This window comes from Rhodopseudomonas palustris (assembly GCF_007005445.1).
Classification (GTDB): domain Bacteria; phylum Pseudomonadota; class Alphaproteobacteria; order Rhizobiales; family Xanthobacteraceae; genus Rhodopseudomonas; species Rhodopseudomonas palustris_G.
Genome location: NZ_CP041387.1, coordinates 3,108,981 through 3,134,558, shown reverse-complemented (window position 1 = coordinate 3,134,558; position 25,578 = coordinate 3,108,981). Strand labels below are relative to the sequence as shown.

Here is a 25,578-nt window from a genome sequence, read left to right as displayed (position 1 = left end):
ATCCTCCGGGAGGACATCACGATGACCACGCCGAATACGCTGCTGTGGGAGGTCTTCATCCGCAGCCGCAACGGGCTGGCGCACAAGCACGTCGGCTCGCTGCACGCCGCAGACGCCACGCTGGCGCTGCAGGCCGCGCGCGACATCTACACCCGCCGTGGCGAAGGCCTGTCGATCTGGGTGGTGCCATCGAACGCGATCACCGCCAGCGACCCGGCCGAGGCCGGCATGTTGTTCGAACCGGCGGAGAGCAAGATCTATCGCCATCCGACGTTCTACGAAGTGCCCGACGAAGTCGGGCATATGTAAATCGTTGATGTGGGAATAAGCACGCCGACCCGGACTCTACGTCGTCATGCCCGGGCTCGTCCCGGGCATCCACGCCTTCCGGCATGTGCGGCAAACAAGACGTGGATGGCCGGGACAAGCCCGGCCATGACGGAAGGCTCGACAAATCTCAGCGAGACGCGTGCATGTCCCTCACCACTACTGACACCCCGCTCTTCACCTTCGCGCTGCGCCGCGCCGACGATGCGCTCATGCTCGGGCATCGGCTGTCGGAATGGTGCGGGCATGCGCCGATGCTCGAAGAGGACATGGCGCTGTCGAACATCGCGCTCGACCTGATCGGCCAGGCGCGTGAACTCTATAGCTATGCCGGGCAGGTCGAGGACCAGGGCCGCGGCGAGGATCAGCTCGCTTACTTGCGCGAGGAGCGGCAATACCAGAATCTGCTGCTGGTCGAGCAGCCGAACGGCGACTTCGCCCGCACCATCGCCCGGCAATTGTTCTATTCGGCGTTCGCCGATCCGTATTGGCGGGCGATGATGCAATCGTCCGATGCCACGCTCGCCGCAATTGCCGCCAAGTCGGAAAAGGAAAGCGCCTATCACCTCCGCCATGCGGCCGAATGGATGATCCGGCTCGGCGATGGCACCGATGAAAGCCACGCCCGCGCGCAGGATGCGGTGGATGCGCTGTGGGCGTTCACCGGCGAGCTGTTCGAGACTGACGATGCCGAACGAAAGCTGATCGAGACCGGCGTTGCGGTCGATCCGGCGAGCCTGCGCGGCACCTGGCAAAGCACGATCGAGACCGTGCTGCGTGAAGCGCCCCTGACGGTGCCGAGCAATTCGTGGATGCAGCAGGGTGGCCGGACCGGCCGACACACCGAGCATCTCGGCCGGCTGCTCGCCGAGTTGCAGCACATGCAGCGGACCTATCCGGGGCTGAAATGGTGACGCTGACGGGGAGCGACGCCGAGCTGCGGCAGCGCGCCTGGGATGCCGCCGCCACGGTGTGCGATCCGGAAATCCCGGTGCTGAGCATCGCCGATCTCGGCGTGCTGCGCGAGGTCCGCGTCGAGCAAGGCCGCGTCGAGGTTGCGATCACACCGACCTATTCGGGGTGTCCGGCGATGAACATGATCGCGCTCGAAATCGAGACCGCACTGGCGCGCGCCGGAATCGCGGATGCGCGGGTCAAGACAGTATTGGCGCCGGCCTGGACCACCGACTGGATGAGCGAGGCCGGCCGCGCCAAGCTGAAGGATTACGGCATCGCGCCGCCGCAGGCGACCGGCTCGCGCCGGGCGCTGTTCGGCGCTCTCGAAATCGCGTGCCCGCAGTGCGGCTCGACCGACACCGAGCAATTGTCCGAATTCGGCTCGACCTCGTGCAAGGCGCTGTGGCGCTGCAAGAGCTGCCGCGAACCGTTCGATTACTTCAAATGCCATTGAGCGCCGCCATGAACATCTCTGCCAGCATTCCGCGCTTTCATCCGCTGATCATCGCCGATCTGCGCCGCGAGGGTCGCGACGCGATTTCGCTGAGCTTTGCGATTCCGCCGGAGCTTACGGGCGCCTATCAGTTCGTGCCGGGCCAGTATCTGACACTGCGCACCACGATGGACGGCGAGGAAGTGCGGCGTTCCTATTCGATCTGCTCCGGCCCGGACGACGGCGAACTGCGCATCGCGGTGAAGAAGGTCGACGGCGGCGCGTTCTCGGTGTGGGCGACCGAGGAGCTGAAGGCTGGCGATACGATCGAGGTGATGACGCCGACCGGCCGGTTCGGCGCGCTGCACGCGGCGGAAGACACGCGCACCTATGTGGGCTTTGCCGCCGGCAGCGGCATCACGCCGATCCTGTCGCTGATCAAGGGCGTGCTGGCGCGCGAGCCGGGCAGCCGGTTCTTCCTGTTCTACGGCAACCGCACCACCGATCAGATCCTGTTTCGCGCCACGTTGGAGACGCTGAAGGACCGCTACCTCGACCGGTTCGCGGTGTTTCATGTGCTGTCGCAGGAAGAGCAGGACGTGCCGGTGATGCAGGGCCGGCTCGACCGAGACAAGGTGCGGCTGCTGCTCACCGCGATGGTGCCGGCCGCAAGCGTCGATCACGTCTTTGTCTGCGGTCCGACCGGCATGAGCGACGAGGTCGAGACCACCTGCCGCGACCTCGGCATCGCTGCCGAGCGCATCCACGTCGAACGGTTCGTGTCGGGGCTCGGTGGCAAGCCGCGGCCAAAGGCGGTGGTCGAGCCGGGCGCCCCACCGAAGGCGATGGCGTCGCTGATCATCGACGGCAAGCGCCGCGAGGTGCCGGTGGCCGAGGGCGAGGCGATCCTCGACGCCGCGCTGCGCGCCGGCGTCGACCTGCCGTTCGCCTGCAAGGGCGGCATGTGCTCGACCTGCCGCGCCAAGCTGGTCGAGGGCGAGGCCAAGATGGACCTGAACTACTCACTGGAGCCCTGGGAGCTCGCCGCCGGTTTCGTGCTGACCTGCCAGGCCAAACCGACCACCGACCGGGTGGTGGTGGACTACGATCATCTGTGAGCAGAGGAGGGGCGCACTCCCGTCTCCACTCGTCATTCCGGGGCGCCGCGTGCCGTCATTGCGAGTCGACAGGCGAAGCAATCCAGCGCCATGCTCCGTGAAGCTGGATTGCTTCGTCGCTGCGCTCCTCGCAATGACGTTGATGATACCGGTCATTCCGGGGCGCGCGTAGCGCGAACCCGGAATCCAGAGGTTGTGGAACGATAAGGCTGAACAGCTCGAGATTCCGGGTTCGCTCACTTCGTGAGCGCCCCGGAATGACGACGGGGCGGGCTTACGGCTTCGCCGGATGGATGAACGGCCAGGGACTGGCTTCGCTGTCGCGCGGCACGTCGATGGCGATCAGTTGCGGGCCGCCGGCGGCGACTGCCTTTTCCAACGCAGGGCGGAAGTGGTCGGGCGAGGTGACGCGTGCTGCACCGACGCCGAATGATTCCGCCAGCTTGACGAAATCCGGATTGACCAGATCGGATGCCACCACGCGGCCGTCGAACAGATTGACCTGGTCGCGGCGGACATTGCCATAGGCGGAATTGTCGAACACCAGCGTCACCACGCCGATGTTGTACTGAACCGCGGTGGCGAGTTCCTGCACACCGAACATGAAGCCGCCGTCGCCGGTGATCGCCACCACCGGCCTGTCCGGGCAGGCGACCTTGGCGCCGAGCGCAGTCGGGAAGCCGGAGCCGAGCGTGCCCTGATAACCGGAGGTGAGGAAGGTGCGCGGCTGATAGATCGGGAAGCCGTACCAGGAGGCGAAGCCGACCTGCGACAACTCGTCGGTGACGATGGCATCGTCCGGCAGCACATCGCGCAGAATCTTCAAATACGACATCTGCGGCTGGATCGCCTGGATCGCTTCGTTGGTCTTCGCGGTGGCGGCGCGGATCTCGTCGCGGCGGCCTTTCGTCTTGGAATAGCCGGCCTTGCTCACCGCATCGGCGAGCGCGCGGGCGCCGGCTTTCGAATCCGACACGATCGCCGCGTCGGGCGCGAACCGCCGCATCTCGGCCGGATCGATGTCGATCCGCACCGACTTCAGCCCCTCGGGGCGGAACGGCCAGCGGAAGGTGGTCGGCAGCTCCATCCGGGTGCCGATGCCGATGATCAGGTCGGTCTGCGGCCAGAGCTGATAGGCGGCCGCGAAGGTGAGGCCGAGTTCGTGCCGGTTGCTGACGATGCCACGCCCCGACCGGAACGCCACCACCGGCGCGTCGATCATCTCGGCGAGTTCGAGAATCTCGTCGCCGGCCTCCAGCGCACCGGCGCCGACGAAGATCATCGGCCGCTTGCTCGCTGCGATCAGCTTCGCCGCAGCGGCGACGCGATCCGGATCAGGCGCGGGCGCTGCGATCGGATCGAGTTGCTGCGCAGCGCCGGTTTCGGTCGCCTGCGTGAATACGTCCCACGGCATCTCCAGCGCCACCGGACCGCGGCGTCCGCTCATCATCTCCTGAAACGCGCGCGCCACCAGCGCCGGCGCGTTGCCCGGATATTCGATCCGTTCGGCCCATTTGATGAAGCTACGCAAGGTCGCGAGCTGATCCGGCATCTCGTGCAGATGGCCGCGGCCCTTGCCGAGATACGCGCTCGGCACCTGGCCGGTGAGGCACATCACCGGCTCGTTGCAGCCGAATGCGGTGAGCAGCGCCGCCGAGGCATTCAGGACGCCGGGGCCGGGCACTACGCTGAACACGCCCGGTTTGCCGGATGCGCGAGCGTAGCCGAACGCCATGTAGCCGCAGGCCTGCTCGTGCCGGGCGCCGATCACTTTCAGTTGCGCTTTGGCGAAGCCGTCGAACAGGCCGTAAATCTGCGCGCCGGGCAGGCCGAACACGGTATCGACGCCGTGCGCGACGAGGCCCTGCACGATGGCTTCGCCGCCGGTCATGATGCTCATCTGGATATCCACTGCTTGCTGGGAAGAATCACTCGGCTTCGTCGATCACGCCGTTGCGCAAGATGCCGATGCCGTCGGCCTCGACCTCGATGACGTCGCCCGGCTTCAGATACACCGGGGGCTCGGCGCGGGCGCCGGCGCCGGCCGGGGTGCCGGTGACGATCAGGTCGCCCGGCACCAGCGTGGTGAAGGTCGAAATATAGGCGATCAGATAGCGGAAGCCGAAGATCATCCGCGAGGTGCGGTCGTCCTGTCGGGTCTCGCCGTTGACGCGCGTCGTCAGCCGGATGTCGGCGATCTGCGACTCATCGGTGTATGGCACCAGCCACGGTCCCAGGCTGCCCGTGTGATCGAAGTTCTTGCCTTGGGTCACGTTGAACTTGGCGTGGCGGACCCAGTCGCGGATCGTGCCTTCATTGCACAGCGTGATCGCGGCGATGTGGTTCAGCGCGTCGGCTTCCTTGATGTGACGGCCGCCCTGGCCGATCACCAGTGTCAGCTCGCCTTCATAGTCGAGCAGCTTCGAGGCCTTAGGCCGCACCAGCGGCGCGCCGTGGCCGACGAAGGAGCGCGGCGTGCGCATGAACATCGACGGGAATTTCGGCGCCTCGCTGCCGTCTTTGTATTCGGCGTTGCGGTCCGGATAGTTGACCCCGACGCAGATGATCTTTTCCGGCTGCGGAATCGGCGGCTGAAACACCACCGCGTCGCGGGCAAAGTCAGGCGCGGTGTGATCGGCTTCGTCGACGATCCGCTGCAGGGCGCCGGCCGCGATCACCTCGCGCAGGGTCGGATAGTCGTTGGCATGGCGGGCCGACAGATCGACCACCCCATGATCACACACCGCACCGTAGCGGGTGAGGCCGTTGACGGTGAAGGTTGCGAGGCGAGGGGTGGGCATGGTGATCAACCTTTGATGCCGTCATTCCGGGGCGCGCCGTCAGGCGCGAACCCGGAATCCCGAGGTGCTCTGAACTTCTGGATTCCGGGTTCGCTCGCTTTCGCGAGCGCCCCGGAATGACGAGTTTCATGGTTCGAGTGTGCGCATCCGAGGTTCAATCCGCAATCACCACATCGGCTACGAAGGCCGGCTCGCGGACCTCTTGGCCGAGGAACGGCGAGCCCTGTTCGAACCAGGAGCGCGGGGCGGGCGCCCCCCACAGCGTCTGGCGGCGCGGGTCGCGCAGCGACCAGCGCAAAGGCTCGTGGTCGTGGTCCATGGTCTGGTAGTCGCTGCAATACAGCTCGACGCGGTGGCCATCGGGATCGCGAACGTAGAGGAAGAACGCGTTCGAGATGCCGTGCCGGCCGGGGCCGCGTTCGAGAGCCAGCCCGCTCGATGCCATCACGTCGCAGAGGTGGATGATGTTGAGCGGACCGGGCACCCAATAGGCGAAATGGTGCAGCCGCGGCCCGCGGCCGTTGGTCAGTGCGAAGTCGTGAACGTTGCCCTTGCGGTGCATCCACGCTGCGGCGATGCGCCCGCCTTCGCCGTCTTCCTCGGCGTATTCGGTGAGGCGGAAGCCGAGCCGCGCATAGAAGTCGACCGTATCCTGGGTCTCGGCCGCGAATACGTTGAAATGGTCGAACCGCTGCGGATGGCAGCCCTTATAGCGCTCGTAGCGGCGCAGCAGATGCGGCCGCTTTTCCATCGTCGCATAGAGTTCGAGCCGATAGCCGAACGGATCGGTGACGTGCAGGGTGCGGCCCTGATAGGGGCGGTCGACGAAGCTGTAGATCAGCCCGTTCTCGGCGAAGAAGCTGCCTGCCTTGTCGAGATCGTCCTCAGTGCCGACCTTGAATCCGAGCCGCGCCGCGGCGGGCGCGTCGGCTTTCCGCAGCACCAGCGAGTGATGCTGATGCTCCTCGCAGCCGCGCAAATACGCGGTGGCGTCGTCGCGGTCCTCGACGTGAAGGCCGATGATCTGGTCGTAAAACGCGACGCTCTTGTCCAGATCGACGACGTCCAGCACCACATGGCTGGCGCGGACGATGTTGAACGGCGGGTCGAACACGTGTTGCGGCACCGGCATTAGCGAGGTCCCCAGTACTGGATGTTAGTTCTGCAACGTCATTCCGGGGCGCGCCGTAAGGCGCGAACCCGGAATCCCGAGATCGTGGACATGAACTGTGCTCGTGGCGAGATTCCGGGTTCGCTCGCTTTCGCGAGCGCCCCGGAATGACAAGTGGAGAGGCTTCGCACTACACCACCCCCAGCTTCTGAATCTTGTGGGTGCCGCGGGCCAGCGAGACGTGCTTGGTCTCCATGTAGAACTCGAACGAGTAGTCTCCGCCGTCGCGGCCGATGCCGGATTGCTTCATGCCGCCGAACGGCGTCGGCAGATGGCGGACGTTTTCCGAGTTCAGCCAGATCATGCCGGCTTCGAGCGCATCGGCGACGCGCAGTGCGCGGCCCATGTTGCCGGTCCAGACATAGCCGGTGAGGCCATAGCGGACGTCGTTGGCGATTTGAACCGCCTCGGCCTCGTCCTTGAACGGGATTACCGTGAGGAACGGGCCGAAAACCTCGTCCTGCGCCACCTGCATGTCGCTGCGGGCATTCGTCACCAGCGTCGGCTGCACATAGTGGCCGCCGCCGGGGCCGTCGTAAGGCGCGCCGCCGACCGCGATGGTTGCGCCGTCCTTCCGGGCGACGTCGGCATAGGAGCAGACCTTGTCGAGATGGCGCTGATGGATCAGCGGGCCGACTTCGGTGGCCGGATCGAGCGGGTGGCCGACTCTCAGCGCACGCACGCGCGCCGCGAGCTTTTCGATGAACTGATCGGCGATCGACGCCTGCACCAGCAGCCGGCTCGACGAGGTGCAGCGCTCGCCGTTGAGCGAGTAGATCATGAACACCACGGCATCGAGCGCGCGGTCGAGATCGGCATCGTCGAACACGATCACCGGGTTCTTGCCGCCGAGTTCGAAATGCACCCGCTTCAGCGTCGGTGCGCCCTGCGCCATGATGGCGGCGCCGGTGGCGGTTTCGCCGACGAAAGCGATTGCCTTGATGGCCGGATGTTCGGTCAGCGCCTTGCCGGCTTCTTCGCCGAAGCCGTGCACGGTGTTGAGCACGCCGTCCGGCAGGCCGGCGTCCCTGCAGATCCGCGCCAGCAGGTCGGCCGTCACCGGCGACCACTCGGCCGGCTTGTGCACCACGGTGCAGCCGGCCGCGAGCGCGGGCGCGATCTTCCAGGTCGACAGCATGAACGGCGTATTCCACGGCGTGATCACGCCGACCGTGCCGATCGGCACCCGGGTCGAGACGTTCCAATGCTCGTCGCTCGGCGTGTTCAGCCCGTCGCGGGCCTCGGTGCATTTGTCGGCGAAGAACCGGAAGTTCTCGGCGGCGCGCATCGCGGCCTTGGCCATGAAGCGATGCGCCTGGCCGGTATCGATGCATTCCAGCACCGCGATGTCGTCGGCGCGCGCTTCGATCGCATCGGCGATCCTGTGCAGCAGTTTGCGCCGCCTGGCCGGCGCCATGTCGCGCCACGCCGGAAACGCGGCCTTGGCGGCCTTGGCGGCGCGGTCGATGTCCGCCGCCGTGCCGCGCGCCACCTGCGCCAGCACCGCATTGTCGATCGGCGAGGCCGTCTCGAACACCTCGCCGGATGAGGCCGCAACGATTTCGCCGCCGATCAGATGGCCGATGCCATCGGCCTCGAGTTGCTTCAGCAGCGGTGCGGCGCGGTCGAGATTGGCCTGGAATCCGGAAGTGTTGGTGGCGGCATCAGCCATGGCGGGCCTCGGCGATCAACAGGTCGTGGATCGAATTGCGCTTCCAGCTCGTCTCCCGGTCGTTCACCACCATGTCGAACGACAGTGCGAATCCCTCGTCGCCGAACAGCGGATCAAGATAGTGCGAGAGCTGGGCGAAGATGTGGTCGCCGGCGCGCTTGCGGGCGGCGAGGTCGCGGCCTTCGCCGAGCCGCAGCAGCATCGCCATGAAGGCGAAGCCAGGCCGGCCGTCGGCGATCGCGTAAGCCTCGCAGCGGATCGCGCGGACCCGCACGCCGCCGACCGGAAACACGCCGGTTTCGATCGCAGCAACGCGGACCAGTTCGACGATGTCGGCGATGTCGACGCGGTCGTCGAGATTGGCGGAATACTCGATGGTGAAATGCGGCATGGATCCCTCGCCTCGGTCTGTCGTCCGAAGTAACAATTCACGGGGCCGTCGCCGGCCCGGATTCCGGTACGGTCCATCCAACAAAACCGTCGCGCGCCTACTGGTTAACATGTTAAATGATGACGCTCAAACCGAAACCGCGTCTGCTGCGATGCGAAAGAATTCACCGCCGTCATTGCGCGCCAAACGGAGCAATCCGGCCGCGCGCCCGAAGTCGGGCTTGCTGCGCGATGCGCCTCGCAAGGGCGGGGACGTGCGCGGTGAAAGCAAGCCGCCGATGCGCGAGTTCTCGCGCTCGCTGCCGATGCTGTTGCTGCGCGGCCGCGAGGCGGTGATGCGGCACTTCCGGCCGCTGCTGCGGGCGCATGGACTCAGCGAGCAGCAATGGCGGATCTTGCGCGTGCTCGCCGCCGCCGAGGCGATCGAAGTGACGGAACTGGCGGAGCGCGCCTTCCTGCTCGGCCCGAGCCTGTCGCGGATGCTGCGGGATCTCGAGGCGCGCAAGCTGCTGGCGCGCAAGCTGGTGAAGGACGACCAGCGCCGCAGCACGGTGTCGATCACCGCCAAGGGGTCGAAGCTGATCGCGGCGGTGGCGCCGTTCTCCGAAGCGATCTATGCCGAGATCACGCGGCGGACCGGTGGCGATCGTCTCGCCGAACTGCAGGACCTGCTGCGGGTACTGGAGGCGAGTCTGATCGCGATGCCGGTGCGCCATGCCGGGAGCGCGGTGGACAGCGAAGCCGAATTTCGCTCAACTCGCGCCACACAAAAACGACCGAGGGCGAAGTCCGCGGCGCCGGGAGGAGACGACGAATGACGCAACAGCCCATGACCGCTGGCCGGCGGAGTGCGCCGGAATGGTGACGGTGCAGGTGAAACGGCTGATCGATTTCGTCGCCCAGGTGTTCGAACGCGCCGGCTCGTCGAAGGAAGAGGCGCTGCGGATCGGTTCCTATCTCACCACCGCCAATCTCACCGGCCATGACAGCCACGGCGTCATCCGAGTGCCGGTCTACATCCGCTGGCGCAACGCCGGCGCGGTGCATCCGGATCAGACCATCGACGTCCCGGTCGATCTGCCGTCGCTCGCGGTGGTCGACGGCAAGTTCGGCTATGGCCAAACGGTGGGACCGCAGGCGGTGCGGATCGGCATCGACAAGTGCAAGGCGCAGGGGCTGTCGGCGATCGCGCTGAAGAACTCCGGCCATATCGGCCGGATCGGCGATTGGGCCGAGATGGCCGCCGCCGAAGGGCTGGTGTCGATCCACTTCGTCACCGCCGCGGGCTCGATCCTGGTGGCGCCGTTCGGCGGCGTCGAACGCCGATTGTCGACCGCGCCGTATTGCGTCGGCATTCCGCGCCCCGGCGCGACGCCGGTGGTGCTCGATCTTGCCACCTCGATCGTCGCGGAAGGCAAGGTGCTGGTCGCGGCGCGCGGCGGCAAGAAGCTGCCGCAAGGCGCGCTGATCGATGCGGACGGTTCATTGAGCGAAGATCCGGCGACGTTGTATGGCCCGCACGAGAAGGACGGCCCGATCAACCACGCCAACGGCACCGGCGCGATCCGCGCGTTCGGCGAGCACAAGGGCTCGGGGCTGGCGCTGATCTGCGAACTGCTCGGCGGCGCGCTGACCGGCAATGGCGCCACCGGCCCGAACCGGCCGTTCGCCAACGGCATGTTCTCGATCTATGTCGATCCCAAGCGGATCGATCCGGCGCATGTGTTCGACGCCGAAGTGACGCGCTACGTCGATTATTTCAAGAGCGCCAAGCCGATCGCCGGCGTCGACCAAGTGCTGATTCCCGGCGACCCGGAAACGCGCACCCGCGCCGAGCGCACCAAGAACGGCGTCCCGCTCCCCGACGATACCTGGGCCGCCATCGTTGCCACGGCCCGCGAGGTGGGTGTCGACGAAGTCGCGATCCAGGCGGCGACGGCGTGATGGATCGCGACCAGCACGACCTCATCCTGAGGAGCCGCGCGCAGCGCGGCGTCTCGAAGGATGGGCTGCGGCGCGCGCTATCCACGCAGCCCATGGTTCGAGACGGCGCTACGCGCCTCCTCACCATGAGGGATTCTGCTTGGCCAGGTCACATGGCGTCATGCGCGGGCTTGACCCGCGCATCCATCGTTCTTCGCAAGATGGATCGCCGGGCCTTCGCCGCGCCGAAGGGCTTCGGCCCCGCAGGCGGGTCTAGCCCAGCGATGACGATCGTTTGATAAGTGAGTCCGCGGATCAACAACGCACTTCGGGGAGCAACAATGGCCAACAAAGTCAAACAACTCTGGGCCGACGGCAAAGTCGTGGTCAATGGCTGGCTGGCGATTCCGTCGGGGTTCTCGGCCGAAGTGATGGCGCAGTGCGGGTTCGACAGCGTCACGGTCGATATCCAGCACGGCGTGCAGGATTATCAATCGATGGTCACCTGCTTCCAGGCGATGCAGGCGCATCCGGTGACGCCGATGGTGCGGGTGCCGTGGAACGAGCCGGGCATCATCGGCAAAGTGCTGGACGGCGGCGCCTATGGGGTGATCTGCCCGATGGTCAATACCAAGGAAGAGGCGGAGAATTTCGTTCAGTATTGCAAGTACCCGCCGCGCGGCACCCGCAGCAACGGCCCGATCCGCGCCGGCCTGTACGGCTCGTCGGGGACTTATCAGGCGACCGCGAACGACGAGACGCTGTGCATCCCGATGATCGAGACCCGCACCGCGGTCGAGAACATGGAAGCGATCCTGGACGTCGAGGGCATCGCCGGCGTCTATATCGGCCCGTCCGACCTCGGCTTCTCCTACGGCCTGGTGCCGAAGCTCGATCGTGACGAGCCGGAGATCCTGAAGATCTACGACAAGCTGCTGAAGGAATGCGACAAGCGCGGCCTGTATCCGGGCATCCATTGCTCCAGCCCCGAAGGCGCCGCCCGCAACATCGCGCTCGGCTTCAAGCTGGTGACGCTGCTCAACGACAGCGGCATCATGGCGATCGGGGCGCGGAACTGGGTCGCCGAGACGCGGAAGAACTCGGGCGGGAAGGCGTAAGGGCCGGCGTCCATCTCCATTCTCCACCGACGTCGTCTTCCAGAGCCACCGCCTTCAATCCCCACTCACCGTCATCCTCCGCGAAAGCGGAGGATCCAGTATTCCAGAGCATTGGTGTTCGGTTGCAAACGCTCTGGGATACTGGATCGCCCGCCTACGCGGGCGATGACAGCAGTGTGTGAGGGGCCAGACGCCTTCCGCTTGTGCACCCCTTGCCCTTTGTTCGCACTTGATCGCCCCGAGTTCCGGTGTTCTGCTCAAATTCAATGCCGGAGCTGCCCTCGTGTCGATCTACGTCGCCCTTCATCACGTCACGCATTACAAATACGACCGCCCGGTCGACATCGGCCCCCAGACCATCCGGCTGCGTCCGGCGCCGCATACCCGGACGCCGATTCTGTCGTATTCGCTGAAGGTCACGCCGGCCAACCACTTCATCAATTGGCAGCAGGACCCGCAGGGCAATTGGCTGGCGCGGTTCGTGTTTCCGGAGAAGGCCGACGAACTCAAGATCGAGGTCGATTTCACCGCGGCGATGACGGTGATCAACCCGTTCGACTTCTTCGTCGAAAGCTACGCCGAGAGCTTTCCGTTCTCATATACCGCCGACCTGCAGCACGAGCTGGCGCCGTATCTGGCGACGATCGAGCCGGGGCCGTTGTTCAAAGCCTATCTCGATTCGATTCCGCGCGAGGCCGAAAGCACCGTCAACTTCCTGGTCGACCTCAACGCCAAACTGCGCGAGCGGGTCAATTACATCATCCGGATGGAGCCGGGCGTGCAGACGCCGGAGGAGACGCTCGCCAAGAGCGCCGGCTCGTGCCGCGACTCGGCCTGGCTGCTGATCCAGACGCTGCGGCATCTCGGTCTCGCGGCGCGGTTCGTGTCCGGTTATTTGATCCAGCTCCGCCCCGACATCGAATCGCTCGACGGCCCGAAGGGCGCCGCGCACGATTTCACCGATCTGCACGCCTGGGCCGAAGTCTATCTGCCCGGCGCCGGCTGGGTCGGCTTCGACGTCACCTCGGGTCTGCTCGCCGGCGAGGGTCACATCCCGGTCGCCGCCACGCCGCATTATCGCACGGCGGCGCCGATCTCCGGCGTGGTCGGCTTCGCCAATGTCGATTTCAAGTTCGACATGCGGGTCGAGCGCATCCGCGAAGTGCCGCGCATCACCATGCCGTTCTCCGACGAATCCTGGGCGCGGCTCGATGCGCTCGGCGAAAAGGTCGACGCCGATCTGACCGCGCACGATGTGCGGCTGACGATGGGCGGCGAGCCGACCTTCGTGTCGATCGACGACATGGAATCGCCGGAGTGGAACGTCGCCGCGGTCGGCGGCGCCAAGCGCAAGCTTGCCGACGATCTGATCCGGCGCCTGCGCACGCGGTTTGCGCCGGGTGGCCTTCTCCATTTCGGCCAAGGCAAATGGTACCCGGGTGAAAGCCTGCCGCGCTGGGCCTTCGGTCTGTATTGGCGCAAGGACGGCGTGCCGATCTGGAACAATGCCGATCTGATCGCGCCGGTGGTTGGCCAGCGCCCGGCCAAGGTCGAGGAGGCCGAGCAATTCGCGATCGGCACGGCGAAGAGGCTCGGCATCGACACCGACTACGTGCTGCCGGCGTTCGAAGATCCGACCCACTGGCTGCAGAAGGAAGCGACGCTGCCGCCGAACGTCGATCCGCACGACAACAAGCTCGCCGATCCGGAAGAGCGCGCGCGGATGGCGCGGGTGTTCGACACCGGGCTGAATACGCCGCGCGGTTTCGTGCTGCCGATCCAGGCGTGGAATGCGGAAGCGACGGCGGCGCAGAAGAAGCGCTGGCGCAGCGAGCGCTGGAAGCTGCGACGCGGCAATCTGTTCCTGCTGCCCGGCGACTCGCCGCTCGGCTTCCGGCTGCCGATCTCGTCGCTGCCGCACATCCCAGAAGACGACTATCCGTTCATCGTGCCGCGCGATCCCTTGGAGCCGCGCGGTGCGCTGCCTCTGTTCGCGCCGCCGCCGGCGGACGAAGCCGAGCCGGAGCGCGAGCAGATGGCGGTGTTCGAACAGTCGGCCGAGGCGACGACAAGTCAGCCGGTCGAGGAGCAGAAGCTGCGTAAGGGAGGTGTGCGCACCGCGATGTCGATCGAGCTGCGCGAGGGCGTGCTGTGCGCCTTCATGCCGCCGACCGAGACCATCGAGGACTATCTTGAACTGATCGCCGCGGTCGAAGCCACTGCCGAAGAGATGCAGATCCGCGTGCACATCGAGGGCTATCCGCCGCCCTACGATCCGCGCATCGACGTCATCAAGGTGACGCCCGATCCTGGCGTCATCGAGGTCAACATCCAGCCGGCGCAGAATTGGCGCGAGGCGGTGCGCACCACTTTCGGCCTCTACGAGGACGCCGCCCAGGTGCGGCTCGGCGCCAATCGCTTCCTGATCGACGGCCGCCACACCGGCACCGGTGGCGGCAATCATGTCGTGGTCGGCGGTGCCAGCCCGGCGGATTCGCCGTTCCTGCGCCGGCCCGATCTGTTGAAGTCACTGGTGCTGTTCTGGCAGCGGCATCCGTCGCTGTCCTATCTGTTCTCCGGGATGTTCATCGGCCCGACCAGCCAGGCGCCGCGGATCGACGAGGCGCGGCACGATTCGCTGTACGAGCTGGAGATCGCGCTGGCGCATGTGCCGCCGCCGGGCGTGAAGGGGCCGCTGTGGCTCGCCGACCGGCTGTTCCGCAACATCCTGGTCGATATCACCGGCAACACCCATCGGGCCGAGATCTGCATCGACAAGATGTACTCGCCGGATAGTCCGACCGGCCGGCTCGGCCTGGTCGAATTCCGCGCGCTGGAGATGCCGCCGGATCCGCGAATGTCGCTCGCGCAGCAGCTTCTGATCCGTGCGCTGATCGCGATGCTGTGGCGCGAGCCGCTCTCCGGCAAATTCGTGCGCTGGGGCACTGCGCTGCACGACCGCTTCATGCTGCCGCATTATCTGTGGGAGGATTTCCGCGACGTGCTCGGCGAGTTGGCGCGCGCCGGCTACGCATTCGAGCCGGAGTGGTTCACCGCACAGCTCGAGTTTCGTTTTCCCGTATTCGGCAGCGTGTATCACGGCGGTGTCACATTGGAGCTGCGGCAGGCGCTGGAGCCGTGGCACGTGCTCGGCGAAGAGGGCACCGCGGGCGGCACGGTGCGCTATGTCGACAGTTCGGTGGAGCGGCTGCAGGTCAAGGCCGAAGGCTTCGTCGAAGGCCGCCACGTCGTCACCTGCAACGGCCGCCGGCTGCCGATGACGCCGACCGCGCGTGCCGGCGAGGCGGTGGCGGCGGTGCGGTTCAAGGCCTGGCAGCCGGCTGCCGGGCTGCATCCGACGATTCCGGTGCATGCGCCGCTGGTGTTCGACATCGTCGACACCTGGAACGGCCGCTCGCTCGGCGGCTGCGTCTACCACGTCGCCCATCCGGGCGGACGCGCCTACGAGACCAAGCCGGTGAACTCGTACGAAGCCGAGGCGCGTCGGCTGGCCCGGTTCCAGGATCACGGCCACACCCCGGGGCGGATCGATCCGCCCCGGGAAGAACGCACACTTGAATTCCCGCTGACCCTCGACTTGCGCACGCCGCTGCTGCATTGAATCATTCCGCATGGGGGATGAGACGATGGCGCAGCAAGGCGGCCCGGCCCGAAAGGCACGACCGCGCGACCGCAAGGTTGCGCAGTGGACCCGCGACTACACGCGGCTGCCCGGCATCCCCGACGAATTCATCGGTGCCGACGGCCAGCCACGCGCGGTGTGGAGTCGTTATTTCGACGCGTTCGCAGCTCTGTCCGCCGACGAAATCGAGCGCCGCTTCGCCGCCGCCGATCGGCATCTGCGCGACGCCGGCGTCACCTATCGGGCGCCGGGCGATGCGGTCGATCGCGCCTGGCCGCTCAGCCATGTGCCGCTGCTGATCGGCGAGACCGAATGGCAGCAGATCGCCGCCGGCATCGCCCAGCGCGCGACGCTGCTGGAGAGCGTGCTGCAGGACATTTACGGCGACGGCCGGCTGATCGCCGACGGCGCGCTGCCCGCCGCCGCGATCGCCGGCAGCGCCGACTATCTGCGGCCGATGGTCGGGGTGAAACCACCGGGCGGCCGCTATCTTCACTTCTATGCTGCCGACATCGGCCGCGGACCGGATGGGCAGTGGTGGGTGCTGGGCGATCGCACCCAGGCGCCGTCCGGTGCGGGCTATGCGCTGGAAAACCGGCTGGTGCTGTCGCGCGCCTTCAACGATCTCTACAAGTCGATGAATGTCGAGCGCGTCGCCTCGTTCTTCGAAGCGTTCCGTGACAGCCTGCGCGCGATCGCCGACCGCGACGAGCCGCGGATCGGGCTGCTGACCCCCGGCCGGTTCAGCGAGACCTATTTCGAGCACGCCACGCTGGCGCGCTATCTCGGCTTTCTGCTGGTCGAAGGCGACGATCTCGCGGTCGCCGACGACCGTCTGCACATCCGCACCGTCGCCGGCCTGAAGCGGATCGACGTGCTGCTGCGCCGGATCGACGCCAACTCGCTCGATCCGCTGGAGCTCGACGCCTCCTCGCAGCTCGGTGTCGCCGGGCTGGTCGACGTCGTCCGCAAGGGCGGCGTCGTGGTCGCCAACATGCCGGGCTCCGGCGTGCTGGAAGCGCGCTCGCTGCTCGGCTTCCTGCCGCCCTTGGCGCGCCGGCTGCTCGGCGAGGATCTGAAAATGCCGCACATCGCCACCTGGTGGTGCGGCCAGGCGGCGGCGCGCGAGGAAGTGCTCGACCGGCTGGACGAGTTCGTGATCGAAGGCGCTTACGGCCAGAGCGTGCCGGGCTTCTCGCATCACGGTCCGGTGCTGCCCGGCGAATTGCCGCCGGTGGTGCGCGATCATCTGCGCGACGCCATCGCGGCGCGCGGCCTCGACTATGTGGCCCAGGAGCAGGTCCGGCTGTCGACCACGCCGGTGTGGGACGACGGCAAGCTGGCGCCGCGGCCGTTCGTGCTACGGGTGTTCGCCGCCGCCACCGAACAGGGCTGGGCGGTGATGCCGGGCGGGTTCTGCCGTATCGCCGACCGCCTCGATTCGCGGGCGGTGTCGATGGGCGCGGGCGCCCGTGCCGCCGACGTCTGGGTGGTCGCCGATCACGCGGTGGCGCCATCCTCGCTGCTGCCCGCGGTCGACAGCGTTCGCATCCGTCGCATCACCGGCGTGCTGCCGAGCCGCGCCGCCGACAATCTGTTCTGGCTCGGCCGCTATCTCGAACGTGCCGAGGCGACGCTGCGGCTGCTGCGTGCGCTGAGCGCGCCGCAGCGCGATCCCGGCAAGGGGCCGCTGCACCACGCCATCGAGAAGATCCAGCGGCTGCTGATCGCCTGGGGCGCGACCTCGCTCGGCCCCCGCGCGCACACCGCCAAGATCGCCGCTGAGGCCTTGCAGAGCCCGGACGAGTTCGGCTCGGCGCTGTCGCTGATCCGCGCCGCCCAGCGCAACGCCTCGTCGCTGCGCGAGCGGCTGTCGCCGGATGCCTGGCACGTCATCACCCAGATGGAAGCGCGTCTCGCGGTGCCGGTCGAGGGCGAAGAGGCGGTGATCCAGGCCGCCGATGTGGCGCTGCAGGAGCTGGCAGGCTTCTCGGGCCTGTCGAACGAGAACATGAACCGCGCCGCCGGCTGGCGCTTCCTGCGGATCGGCCGCCGCGTCGAGCGCGCCGTCAACACCGCGCGGTTCGCCCGGCAGTTCTCCTGCGACGGCGCTACCGCCGAAGACCTCGACGTGCTGCTGACGCTGGTGGACTCGCAGATCACTTACCGGTCGCGCTATCTGCTGGCGCCGCTGCTGGCGCCGGTGCGCGATCTCGCGGTGCTCGATCCTTACAATCCGCGCTCGGTGGCGTTCCAGGTCGAAGAGCTCAACGACCACATCGCCAGCCTGCCGGCGCTGCACGAAGGCGGGTTGATCGAGCGGCCGCAGCGGCTGGCGGTGTCAGTGCTGGCGAAATTGACGGCGGCCGAGGTCGAAGCGATCGACGCGCCGTGGCTGTTCGCGCTGGAGCAGGATCTGCTCAGCCTCGCCGAGGCGGTCGGCGCGCACTACTTCCCGCACGGCGCCAGCGCGATGCGGCCGGAAAAGCTGACGGGGCTGGCGTGATCTACGACATTCGCCATGTCACGACCTATTCGTACGGCAGTCAGGTCAGCTTCGCCCGCTGTTCGCTGCGGCTGAAGCCGCTCGCCGATTTCGGCCAGACGCTGTTGTCGCATGCGATCGAGATCAAGCCGCGACCGGCGGCGCGCACCGTCCGCACCGATTACTTCGGTACGCTGACCGAAAGCATCGTGATCGAGGCGCCGCACAAGGTGCTGCGGATCGACAGCCGGTCGCGGGTCGAGGTGACGCGGCAGCCGCCCGCGCGCGGCGACGGCAGCCAGCCCTGGGAGCCGGTGCGCGATGCCGCGCTCACCAGCCGGAGCCTCGGCGCGTCCTCGCCGGTCGGCTACGTGTTTTCCAGCCCGCTGGTGCCGATCCTGCCGGCGGTGACGCGCTATGCGGCGCACAGCTTTCCCCCTGGTCGCGGCGTGCTCGCCGGCGCCGCCGAACTGATGCGGCGGATCCGCACCGAATTCCGCTACGACCCCAAGGCGACGGTGATCTCCACCCCGCTGGCCGAAGTGTTCGAGAAGCGCCACGGCGTCTGCCAGGACTTCGCCCATGTGATGATCGCCGGCCTGCGCGGGCTCGGGCTGCCCGCCGCCTATGTCAGCGGTTACTTGCGGACCTATCCGCCCGAAGGGCAGGAGCGGCTACAGGGCGCCGACGCCACTCACGCCTGGGTCTCGGTGTGGTGCGGCAACGAACTCGGCTGGATCGGATTCGATCCGACCAACGACCTGTTGGTCGGCACCGACCATATCGTCCTGGCGGTCGGCAGGGACTTCTCGGACGTCTCGCCGGTGGATGGCGTGATCGTCGGCTCGCGCCGGCAGAAGCTCTCGGTTGCGGTGGACGTGATACCGATCGAGTAACCAATCGGACAGCCGTTGGTCGTCTCGCAGGTTCGGTCTCGATCCGACTGCTGCAAAAATGGCAACTATGCCAGTTAGTTATGGATTCTCCCGTCGACCGACTGGTAACAACCCGAGGTGGTTGTTTAACACTACGTTCGCGTTTGAGCGTCAGGGTGATTGCGTCAGGAAGCCCCGAGCCCTTCTCAGGAGGACATACTCCATGAACAAGCACATCATCGCTATCGCCGCCGCGACCGTCACGGCTTTCGCCGCCGCTCCCGCGATCGCCGAAGCCAGCAAGGATGATGCCGTCGCGATGGTCAAGAAGGCCGTGGCCGCGATCAAATCCGACGGTGCGGACAAGACTTACCCGGCAATCAGCGATCGCGCCGGCCCGTTCGTCAAGGACGACCTCTACGTCGTGGTCTATCAGCTCGACGGTAAGGTGCTGGCGCACGGCGCCAACGCCAAGTTCATCGGCAAGGACATGATCGAAGCGCAGGATGTCGACGGCAAGCTCTACGTCAAGGAGCGCGTCGAACTCGCCGCCAAGCAGCCGTCGTTCTGGCAGGATTACAAATTCGTCAATCCGGTCAGCAAGAAGGTCGAACCCAAGGAGATGTACTGCGAACGGCTCGACAACACGGCCGTCTGCGCGGGCGTCTACAAGATGTGACGTCTACCCACGTCACCGTCGAACGCTGCTGAATCGATATCGGGACATCGTTGATGAGAAGCTGGATCAAACACATCGGTTTGTCGTGGAAGGTCCAGCTTGCTCCGGCATTTCTCGTCGTGGTGATGATTGCCATCGGGGCGTTCGCGCTGCAGTCGCTGCGCACCAACCAGCAGAACGTCGACAGGCTGGTGTCCGGGCCGGTCAGGCTGTCGGAGCTCGCCGCCGATCTCAACAATATCGCCTGGACCGCGCACGCCAAGCTGTACCGGATGGCCGCGACTGCGGCGAACGAGACCGACGCGGCCAAGCTGACCACGGTCATCAAGGAAGCCGCCGCCGGAATCGGCCAGATTCCGGCCGCGCTCGGCGAGGTCGAGAAGGCGATCGGCGCCGACGCCGCCAAGCCGGCGTTCCAGAAATTGAAGGCGGCGGTCGCCGCCTATCAGAAGCAGGCCAGGAACGCGATCGAGATGGCTGACGGTGACGCCGGCTCGGCGATGCTGTTCATCAAGAGCGCGGAGAAGAGTTTCGGCGAGATCGACCGGCAGATCAGCGATCTCATTCTGTCGACGGCCGACATGCGCGACCGCGAGATCGCCCAGACCGGCATCGCGCTCGATCGCGAGCAATGGGTGCTCGGCAGCGTGCTGGCGGTGGCGTCATTGGTCGGTGTCGCGTTCTCGTTCCTGATCGGCCGCGGCATCGCCCGCCCGGTGGTGGCGATGAGCGGCGCGATGCGCGAGCTGGCGTCCGGTAATTTCGAGGTGCAGTTGCCCGGGCTCGAACGCGGCGACGAGGTCGGCCAGATGGCCCGTGCGGTGGAGGAGTTCAAGGTTCAGGCGGTCGCCAAGGCGGAGCGCGAGCAGGTCGAACGCCAGCGTCAGGATCGCGAGGCCGCCGATGCCCGGCGCGCCGAGCTGCGTCAACTCGCCGACAGTTTCGAGGCCGCGGTCGGCCAGATTGTCGAGCAGGTCGGCATCGCGTCGCAGGCGCTGGAAGCCTCCGCCGGCGCGCTCGCCAAGGGTAGCGCCGAGACCCAGCAGCTTGCCACCACGGTGGCGGCGGCATCGTCGCAGACCTCGAACAACGTGCAGTCGGTGGCCTCCGCCACCGAACAGATGACCGCTTCGGTCGAGGAGATCAGCCGCCAGGTCAGCGAGTCCCGTAAGATTGCCGACCAGGCGGTGCAGCAGGCCGAACAGACCGATGCCCGGATCGCCAAGCTGGCGCAGGCCGCCGCCCGGATCGGCGACGTCACCCAGCTCATCACCACGATCGCCGGCCAGACCAATCTCTTGGCGCTCAATGCCACCATCGAATCCGCCCGCGCCGGCGAGGCCGGCCGCGGCTTCGCCGTGGTGGCGCAGGAGGTCAAGGCGCTGGCCGAGCAAACCGCGAAAGCCACCGACGAAATCAGCGCGCAGATCGCCGAGATGCAGGCCGCAACCCAGGAGTCGGTGGTGGCCATCAAGGAGATCGGCGGCACCATCGGCAAGATCGCCCATATTTCGTCGACCATCGCGGCGTCGGTCGGTGAGCAGGGCTCTGCCACCCAGGAGATCGCCCGCAGCGTGCAGCAGGCCGCGATCGGCACCAATCAGGTTGCGGCCAGTATCGGCAACGTCAACCGCGGCGCCGCCGACACCGGGGCGGCATCGGACGAGGTGCTGACCTCGGCACAGATGCTGTCCGGCGAGAACAACCGGCTACGCGCCGAGGTGGCTAAATTTCTCGCAACCGTGCGGGTCGCCTGACGCGCACGGCTTTGCTAGCCTCCGGCCTGCGCTGCGCTCGCAGCACCCGCGCCGGGAACGCCATGATCTATCGCCACAGCATCGGCAACGTCTCGTTCGTGTTCGAGGATCTGCGCGACCTGCTCGCCAAGGCGAGCCCGCCGCGCTCCGGCGATCGTCTCGCCGGCATTGCCGCCGACAGTGCCGAGCAGATGGTTGCGGCGCGGATGGCGCTGGCGAACCTGCCGCTGCGGCAATTCCTGTCCGAAATGGTGATCCCTTACGAAGCCGACGAAGTGACGCGGCTGATCGCCGACCGTCACGACGCGACGGCGTTCGCGCCGGTGGCCTCGCTCACCGTCGGCGGCTTCCGCGACTGGCTGCTGTCGGACGCCGCGACGCCGGCGGCGCTCGCCGCGCTGGCGCCTGGGTTGATGCCCGAAATGGTCGCCGCGGTGTCGAAGCTGATGCGCAATCAGGATCTGATCCTGGTGGCGAAGAAGTGCAGCGTGGTCACGCGTTTCCGCAACACCATCGGGTTGCCGGGACGGATGAGCGTCCGGCTGCAGCCCAACCATCCGTTCGACGATGCCCGCGGCATCACCGCATCCATTCTCGACGGCCTGCTGCTCGGCGCCGGCGACGCCTGCATCGGCATCAATCCGGCCAGCGACGATCCGGCGGTGCTCGGCCAGTTGGTGCGGCTGCTCGACGACATCATCGCGCGATTGGCGATCCCGACGCAGGGCTGCGTGCTCACCCACGTCACCACCACGCTGCGGCTGATCGAGCAGGGCGCGCCGGTCGATCTGACGTTCCAGTCGATCGCCGGCACGGAGGCGGCCAATCGCAGCTTCGGCATCGATCTGGCATTGCTCGCCGAAGCGCATCAGGCGACGCTGGCGCAGAAGCGCGGCACGCTCGGCGACAACGTGATGTATTTCGAGACCGGCCAGGGCTCGGCGTTGTCGGCGAACGCCCATCACGGCGTCGATCAGCAGACCTGCGAGGCGCGCGCCTACGCGGTGGCGCGGGCGTTCTCGCCGCTGCTGGTCAACAGCGTTGTCGGCTTCATCGGCCCGGAATATCTTTACGACGGCAAGCAGATCGTGCGCGCCGGCCTCGAGGATCATTTCTGCGGCAAGCTGCTCGGCCTGCCGCTCGGCGTCGACATCTGCTACACCAACCATGCCGAGGCCGATCAGGACGACATGGACACGCTGCTGACGCTGCTCGCAGCCGCCGGCGTCAATTTCATCATGGGTGTGCCCGGCGCCGACGACGTCATGCTGAACTATCAGTCGACGTCTTTTCACGATGCGCTCTATGTCCGCGATCTGCTCGGATTGAAGCGCGCGCCGGAATTCGACGACTGGCTGGTGCGCGCCGGTTTCGCCGGCCCCGATCGTCGCCCGTTGACCGATGGTGCCCTGCTGCCGGAAATCGCCGCACGGCTGATTGCCTGATCGTGTCCTCGACCGAAAACCGGTCAAGAAACGCTGGCCGCTCGATTGCGGTCGTGGTTAGATCGCGCATCGCGCGCCTGATCCGGGCGAGATTTTTGCAGCCGCGGGGAACCGGTCGGAAGTCGCGCAGTTGTATTGGACTTGCCGTTTTGGGGCCGGCGGTCGAACCGTGCCGACGATCGCCGCAACCAACACGGACAGCGTGTCGTTCGCGGGGAAAGTTCGATGAAAGCCGAATCCGGGCAGACCAGTCGTCGTATTCTGTGTGTCTTCCCGCGTTACACCAAGTCGTTCGGTACGTTCCAGCACTCCTATCCGTTGATGGACGGCGTCGCGGCGTTCATGCCGCCGCAGGGGCTGCTGCTGATTGCCGCCTATCTGCCGGAGGAATGGTCGGTCCGCTTCGTCGACGAGAACATCCGCCCTGCCAGCGACGACGATTTCGCCTGGGCCGATGCGGTGTTCGTCAGCGGCATGCATATCCAGCGGCAGCAAATGAACGACATCTGCAATCGGGCCCACGCCTTCGATCTGCCGGTGGCGCTCGGCGGCCCGTCGGTCAGCGCCTGCCCGGACTACTATCCGAATTTCGACTATCTGCATGTCGGCGAACTCGGCGACGCCACCGATCAACTGATTGCCAGGCTGGCGCACGACGTGGCGCGGCCGAAGCGGCAGATCGTGTTCACCACCGAAGACCGCCTCGACATGGCGCTGTTTCCGATCCCCGCCTACGAGCTGGCGGAGTGCAGCAAATATCTGCTCGGTAGCATCCAGTATTCGTCGGGCTGCCCGTATCAGTGCGAATTCTGCGACATTCCCGGTCTGTACGGCCGCAACCCGCGACTGAAGACGCCGGAGCAGATCATCACCGAACTCGACCGTATGGTCGAGTGCGGCATTCGCGGTTCGGTGTATTTCGTCGACGACAATTTCATCGGCAACCGCAAGGCGGCGCTCGACCTCTTGCCGCATCTGGTCGAATGGCAGAAGCGCACCGGCTTCGCGTTGCAACTCGCCTGCGAGGCGACGCTGAACATCGCCAAGCGGCCCGAGATCCTCGAACTGATGCGCGAAGCGTATTTCTGCACGATCTTCGTCGGCATCGAGACGCCGGACCCGACCGCGCTGAAGGCGATGCACAAGGACCACAACATGATGGTCCCGATCCTGGAAGGCGTGCGCACCATCGGCAGCTACGGGATCGAGGTGGTGTCGGGCATCATTCTCGGGCTCGACACCGACACGCCGCAGACCGGCAACTTCCTGTTGAAATTCATCGACCAGTCGCAGATCCCGCTGCTGACGATCAATCTGCTGCAGGCGCTGCCGAAGACGCCGCTGTGGGACCGGCTGGAGCGCGAGGGCCGGCTGGTGCACGACGAGTCCCGCGATTCCAATGTCGACTTCCTGATGCCCTATGACGACGTAGTGTCGATGTGGAAGACCTGCATGACCCGCGCCTACCAGCCGGCGGCGCTATTGGCGCGTTACGACCATCAGATCCGCAACGCCTATACGCACCGGCTGAAGCTGCCGGCGACGCCGCAGCGGGCCTCCAAAGCCAATATCAAGCGCGCCCTGGTGATGTTCAGGAACATCGTCTGGCGGATCGGCATCAAGGGCGACTACAAGGCGTCGTTCTGGAAGTTCGCGCTGACCCGGCTGGTCCGCGGCGAGCTCGAATATTTCCTGTCGGTGATGGTGGTGGCGCACCATCTGATCATCTACGCGCGCGAGGCCTCGCACGGCAACGCCAACGCTTCGAACTACTCGCTGCGCCTGCGCGAAGCTGCGGTGCCGGCCGAATAGACCGCGATGAACTCTCCCGCCACGCCACCGCGCTCGCTCGCCGAGTTGCGCTCTCTCACTCCGGCCCGCGTCGCGCTCGGCCGCGCCGGCGCCAGCCTGCCGACCGAGGCGCTGCTCGATTTCACTCTGGCCCACGCTCGCGCCCGCGACGCGGTCCATGCCGTATTCGACGCCGGTGCCATGGTGAGCGAGTTGCAGGCGCTCGGCTTGCCGGCGCTCCAGGTCGCCAGCCGTGCCGGTGATCGGCGAGAGTACCTTGCCCGGCCCGACCTCGGCCGACAGCTCGATCCGGCGTCGCGCGCAGTCCTGGACGGAGCGGCGAAGGCCGCCGATGTCGCGCTGGTGATCGGCGACGGCCTGTCGCCGGTCGCGGTGGCGGCGCAGGCGGTCGCGGTGGTGCGGCATCTGCTGCCGCGGCTGGCCGCGGCACGGATCGGCATCGGGGCTGCGGTGGTGGCCACCGGCGCCCGGGTGGCACTCGGCGACGAGATCGGCGCCGCGCTCGGCGCCCGGCTGGTGGTGGTGCTGATCGGCGAACGCCCCGGCCTGTCGGCGCCGGCCAGCCTCGGCGCCTATCTGACGTTCGGCCCGCGGCCCGGTCTCACCGACGCCGACCGCAACTGCGTGTCGAACGTGCACGCCGCCGGGATTTCGCCGGACGAGGCGGCGCACAAGATCGCCTGGCTGGTGCGCGAGGGACTGGCCCGGCAGGCGACCGGCATTGCGCTCAAGGACGAAAGCGGTGACCCGGTGCCGTCACTGCCGCCGCCTTGATCAGCCGGCGGGAAAACTCGCCTCTGCGCCGCGAATCTGGTGCATTCCGGTTCCAAGCCGCGACCGCAACGGCAAATTGCCGTCGCGAGCTTCTGCGCAGGGTGAACTGCCGTTGTCTTCCGGACAAATCGGCGGTCGGGCGACCGTGTCGCATTGGTGCCGGGAAGTTTCGCTACGACGGCGAGCGATCGACAGGAC

The 25,578-nt window shown here is 66.7% G+C and carries 20 protein-coding genes; 15 read left to right on the top strand and 5 right to left on the bottom strand.

What is annotated here, in order from left to right:
* Positions 1–21 precede the first annotated feature (21 nt).
* The 4 genes from paaB (at position 22) to paaE (ending at position 2,835) form a co-directional block, all read left to right on the top strand.
* Complete coding sequence (paaB, locus tag FLL57_RS14330; RefSeq protein WP_142883229.1) at positions 22–309, top strand: 1,2-phenylacetyl-CoA epoxidase subunit PaaB; 288 nt, start codon at positions 22–24, stop codon at positions 307–309.
* A gap of 164 nt (positions 310–473) precedes the next feature.
* Positions 474–1,241 (top strand): 1,2-phenylacetyl-CoA epoxidase subunit PaaC, encoded by a 768-nt coding sequence (gene paaC, locus FLL57_RS14320; RefSeq protein ID WP_142883227.1) that lies wholly within the window; start codon positions 474–476, stop codon positions 1,239–1,241.
* On the top strand, positions 1,235–1,738 hold the full coding sequence (paaD, locus tag FLL57_RS14315; RefSeq protein WP_142883226.1) for a 1,2-phenylacetyl-CoA epoxidase subunit PaaD: 504 nt from the start codon (positions 1,235–1,237) through the stop codon (positions 1,736–1,738). The genes paaC and paaD overlap by 7 nt, the downstream gene beginning before the upstream one ends.
* 8 nt (positions 1,739–1,746) lie before the next feature.
* Positions 1,747–2,835, top strand: a complete 1,089-nt coding sequence (gene paaE, locus FLL57_RS14310; protein ID WP_142883225.1) for a 1,2-phenylacetyl-CoA epoxidase subunit PaaE — start codon at positions 1,747–1,749, stop codon at positions 2,833–2,835.
* Between the two features lie 274 nt (positions 2,836–3,109).
* Here the strand turns inward: paaE and FLL57_RS14305 are convergent, their stop codons facing one another.
* The 5 genes from FLL57_RS14305 to FLL57_RS14285 form a co-directional block, all read right to left on the bottom strand.
* A complete protein-coding gene (locus FLL57_RS14305) occupies positions 3,110–4,735 on the bottom strand; it encodes a thiamine pyrophosphate-dependent enzyme (RefSeq protein ID WP_142883224.1) in 1,626 nt (541 codons plus the stop codon).
* Between the two features lie 28 nt (positions 4,736–4,763).
* Positions 4,764–5,636 carry a fumarylacetoacetate hydrolase family protein gene (locus FLL57_RS14300; RefSeq protein WP_142883223.1) on the bottom strand — a complete coding sequence of 291 codons (873 nt, stop codon included), beginning with the start codon at positions 5,634–5,636 and terminating at the stop codon, positions 4,764–4,766.
* 154 nt (positions 5,637–5,790) lie between these two features.
* A complete protein-coding gene (gene hpaD, locus FLL57_RS14295; RefSeq protein WP_142883222.1) occupies positions 5,791–6,768 on the bottom strand; it encodes a 3,4-dihydroxyphenylacetate 2,3-dioxygenase in 978 nt (325 codons plus the stop codon).
* 169 nt (positions 6,769–6,937) lie between these two features.
* A complete protein-coding gene (hpaE, locus tag FLL57_RS14290) occupies positions 6,938–8,479 on the bottom strand; it encodes a 5-carboxymethyl-2-hydroxymuconate semialdehyde dehydrogenase (RefSeq protein WP_142883221.1) in 1,542 nt (513 codons plus the stop codon).
* Entirely contained in the window at positions 8,472–8,870 is a 399-nt protein-coding gene (locus tag FLL57_RS14285) for a 5-carboxymethyl-2-hydroxymuconate Delta-isomerase (RefSeq protein WP_047308486.1), read from the bottom strand. The genes hpaE and FLL57_RS14285 overlap by 8 nt, the downstream gene beginning before the upstream one ends.
* A 277-nt stretch (positions 8,871–9,147) precedes the next feature.
* Between FLL57_RS14285 and hpaR the strand changes: the two genes are divergently transcribed.
* From hpaR to eutC, 11 genes are all read left to right on the top strand, one after another.
* The gene (gene hpaR / locus FLL57_RS14280) at positions 9,148–9,687 is read left to right on the top strand and encodes a homoprotocatechuate degradation operon regulator HpaR (RefSeq protein WP_142884221.1); all 540 of its coding nucleotides are present in this window, start codon (positions 9,148–9,150) and stop codon (positions 9,685–9,687) included.
* A gap of 40 nt (positions 9,688–9,727) precedes the next feature.
* On the top strand, positions 9,728–10,813 hold the full coding sequence (locus FLL57_RS14275; protein WP_142883220.1) for a malate/lactate/ureidoglycolate dehydrogenase: 1,086 nt from the start codon (positions 9,728–9,730) through the stop codon (positions 10,811–10,813).
* Between the two features lie 320 nt (positions 10,814–11,133).
* The gene (locus FLL57_RS14265; protein WP_142883218.1) at positions 11,134–11,910 is read left to right on the top strand and encodes an HpcH/HpaI aldolase family protein; all 777 of its coding nucleotides are present in this window, start codon (positions 11,134–11,136) and stop codon (positions 11,908–11,910) included.
* A 283-nt stretch (positions 11,911–12,193) separates the two neighbouring features.
* Entirely contained in the window at positions 12,194–15,532 is a 3,339-nt protein-coding gene (locus FLL57_RS14260) for a DUF2126 domain-containing protein (RefSeq protein ID WP_142883217.1), read from the top strand.
* A 25-nt stretch (positions 15,533–15,557) separates the two neighbouring features.
* Positions 15,558–18,059 (top strand): circularly permuted type 2 ATP-grasp protein, encoded by a 2,502-nt coding sequence (locus FLL57_RS14255; RefSeq protein WP_142883216.1) that lies wholly within the window; start codon positions 15,558–15,560, stop codon positions 18,057–18,059.
* Positions 18,056–18,934: a transglutaminase family protein gene (locus FLL57_RS14250; protein WP_047307553.1), complete on the top strand. Its 879-nt coding sequence runs from the start codon at positions 18,056–18,058 to the stop codon at positions 18,932–18,934. The genes FLL57_RS14255 and FLL57_RS14250 overlap by 4 nt, the downstream gene beginning before the upstream one ends.
* Before the next feature lie 202 nt (positions 18,935–19,136).
* Positions 19,137–19,592 (top strand): cache domain-containing protein, encoded by a 456-nt coding sequence (locus FLL57_RS14245; protein ID WP_013501364.1) that lies wholly within the window; start codon positions 19,137–19,139, stop codon positions 19,590–19,592.
* Positions 19,593–19,645: 53 nt separating this feature from the next.
* Positions 19,646–21,349, top strand: coding sequence for a methyl-accepting chemotaxis protein (locus FLL57_RS14240; protein ID WP_142883215.1), 1,704 nt, complete (start codon positions 19,646–19,648; stop codon positions 21,347–21,349).
* A 62-nt stretch (positions 21,350–21,411) separates the two neighbouring features.
* Positions 21,412–22,794 carry an ethanolamine ammonia-lyase subunit EutB gene (locus FLL57_RS14235; protein ID WP_142883214.1) on the top strand — a complete coding sequence of 461 codons (1,383 nt, stop codon included), beginning with the start codon at positions 21,412–21,414 and terminating at the stop codon, positions 22,792–22,794.
* Positions 22,795–23,019: 225 nt separating this feature from the next.
* Entirely contained in the window at positions 23,020–24,606 is a 1,587-nt protein-coding gene (locus tag FLL57_RS14230) for a B12-binding domain-containing radical SAM protein (RefSeq protein ID WP_142883213.1), read from the top strand.
* A gap of 6 nt (positions 24,607–24,612) precedes the next feature.
* The gene (eutC, locus tag FLL57_RS14225; protein ID WP_142883212.1) at positions 24,613–25,380 is read left to right on the top strand and encodes an ethanolamine ammonia-lyase subunit EutC; all 768 of its coding nucleotides are present in this window, start codon (positions 24,613–24,615) and stop codon (positions 25,378–25,380) included.
* The last annotated feature ends 198 nt before the right edge of the window (positions 25,381–25,578 follow it).